Annotated in this window: 3 protein-coding genes; all 3 read left to right on the top strand. The window is 69.0% G+C overall.

The window, feature by feature from the left end; all coding sequences use genetic code 11:
• A partial coding sequence (locus VFG33_RS12135; RefSeq protein ID WP_325025616.1) for a Gfo/Idh/MocA family protein occupies positions 1 to 956 on the top strand: 956 nt, incomplete at its 5' end.
• A gap of 117 nt (positions 957 to 1073) precedes the next feature.
• The gene (hrcA, locus tag VFG33_RS12130) at positions 1074 to 2093 is read left to right on the top strand and encodes a heat-inducible transcriptional repressor HrcA (protein ID WP_325025618.1); all 1020 of its coding nucleotides are present in this window, start codon (positions 1074 to 1076) and stop codon (positions 2091 to 2093) included.
• Positions 2094 to 2124: 31 nt separating this feature from the next.
• Positions 2125 to 2425: DnaJ domain-containing protein (locus tag VFG33_RS12125; protein WP_325025614.1), on the top strand; the 301-nt coding region annotated here is incomplete at its 3' end.

Raw genomic sequence — 2425 nt, 5'->3', positions numbered from 1 at the left:
ATCCCGGCATCCGCGCGCTGTCATCCGAGGACTTGATGGCCGACCCCGCCGTCGACATCGTCCTCAACCTCACCATCCCGGCCGCGCACGCCCCGGTCCACCAGGCCGCTCTCCAGGCAGGCAAGCACACATACGGCGAGAAGCCGCTGGCTGTCGATCGCGCGGAGGCCGAGCCGCTGCTCAAGCTCGCCGCCGCGAACAACCTGCGGATCGGTTGCGCTCCCGACACCGTCCTCGGTACCGGGACCCAGACCGCACGAGCCGCGTTGGACCGCGGCGACATCGGCGTACCGACTGCTGCGACGGCCTTCATGGTCACGCCGGGGCACGAGCTGTGGCACCCCGCGCCGGAGTTCTACTACCAGCCCGGCGGCGGTCCGCTGCTCGACATGGGTCCGTACTACGTGACGAGCCTGGTGACCCTGCTCGGTCCCGTACGGCGAGTGACGGGGCGAGCCGGGCGATCCCAGGAGCAGCGGAAGATCCACACCGGACCTCGAGCCGGCGAGACCTTCCCGGTCGAGATCCCGACCCACGTGACCGGAATCCTGGAGCACGAGTCGGGTGCCCTGACCACGTTGCTGATGTCGTTCGACGTCTGGGCGGCGCGGCTGCCGCGGATCGAGGTGTACGGCACCGAAGGCAGCCTGTCCGTGCCCGACCCGAACGGCTTCGAGGGCAAGGTGGAGATCGCGACCGCAACCAACCGCGACTGGACGGAAATCCCAGTGGCCGGTGGGTACGCCGGAGCCGGACGCGGTGTGGGTGTGGCCGACATGGCGCGCGCCATCCGCAGCGGCGGACCTCACCGGGCTGATGGAGCACTCGCCTACCACGTGCTCGACGTGATGGAGTCCCTGCTCGAGTCGGCCGCCAAGGACCAGTCGGTGGACGTGGCGAGCACAGTCGAGCGGCCGGCCGCCGTACCGTTGGGGGCGTCTCCCGAAACCGCCTGACCGGGCGCTGAGACCTGTCCCACGCCGCCACGCGGCGGTAAGTGTCGCTGGGGCTCGGTAGACTGGCACTCGGAACTCAGGAGTGCCAGGGCTGACGTGGGAGAGAGGGTGGTGCGCGTGCTGGACGAACGCAAACTCGACGTGCTCCGCGCCATCGTCGAGGACTACGTCGCCACCCACGAGCCGGTCGGCTCCAAGACGCTGGTGGATCGGCACAATCTCGGCGTCTCCCCGGCGACCGTGCGTAACGACATGGCCGCGCTGGAGGAGGAGGGGTACATCACCCAGCCGCACACCAGCGCGGGCCGGATCCCGACCGACGCCGGCTACCGGTTGTTCGTGGACAAGCTGAGCACGGTCAAGTCGCTGTCCCCGGCCGAGAAGAAGGCGATCACCTCCTTCCTGGCCGGCGCGGTCGATCTGGACGACGTGGTACGCCGTACCGTCCGGCTGCTCGCGCAGATCACCCGGCAGGTCGCGATCGTGCAGTACCCGACGCTGACCCGGTCCAGCGTGCGGCACATCGAGGTGGTCACGATGACGCCCCGGCGGCTGCTGCTGGTCCTGATCACCAGTACCGGCCGGGTCGAGCAGCGGATCGTGGAGACGCAGCACGACGTCGACGAGCACCTGATCGCGGACCTGCGCTCCCGGCTGAACACGGCGCTCACCGGCCAGCGGATGACCGACGCGGCGACCTCGCTCGCCAGCCTGACCGAGACCTTCGCGCCGAACGACCGGCCACTGGTCGCGGCGATCGTGACGACGCTGCTGGAGGCCTTCACCGACGAGGGCGAGCAGCGGATCGCGGTCGGCGGCGCGGCCAACCTGACCCGGTACGGCGACGACTTCGACCGCAATGTGAAGCCGGTGCTGGAAGCGCTCGAGGAGCACGTGATCCTGCTCAAGCTGCTCGGCGAGGCGACCAATCCGCAGACCCTGACGGTCCGGATCGGCCACGAGAACCCGTACGAGGGGCTGGCCACCACCTCCGTGGTGGCGACCGGCTACGGCTCGAAGTCGGAGGCGCTGGCCACTCTGGGCATCGTCGGCCCGACCCACATGGACTATCCCAGCACGATGGGCGCGGTCCGCGCCGTCGCGCGCTACGTCAGCCAGATCCTGGCCGACTCATGATGACGACACACACCGACATTTGGTCTGGAGTATGAGCACCGATTACTACGCCGTCCTCGGCGTCAGCCGTGACGCGTCCGCGGACGAGATCAAGAAGGCCTACCGCAAGCTGGCCCGCCAGTACCACCCGGACGTGAACGACTCCGAGGACGCGCACCACAAGTTCCAGGAGATCGGCCGCGCCTTCCAGGTGCTGAGCGACCCACAGAAGCGGCAGATGCACGATCTCGGCGGTGACCCGTTCGCCACCGGTCCCGGTGCCGGGGCGGGCGCGGGCTTCGGTCAGGCCTTCACTTTCACCGACATCATGGACGCGTTCTTCGGCCAGACCG

Source organism: Kribbella sp., assembly GCF_035687465.1.
Lineage (GTDB): Bacteria > Actinomycetota > Actinomycetes > Propionibacteriales > Kribbellaceae > Kribbella.
The sequence above is the reverse complement of the archived record's forward strand: the minus strand, read 5'-3'. Positions and strand labels throughout refer to the sequence as shown.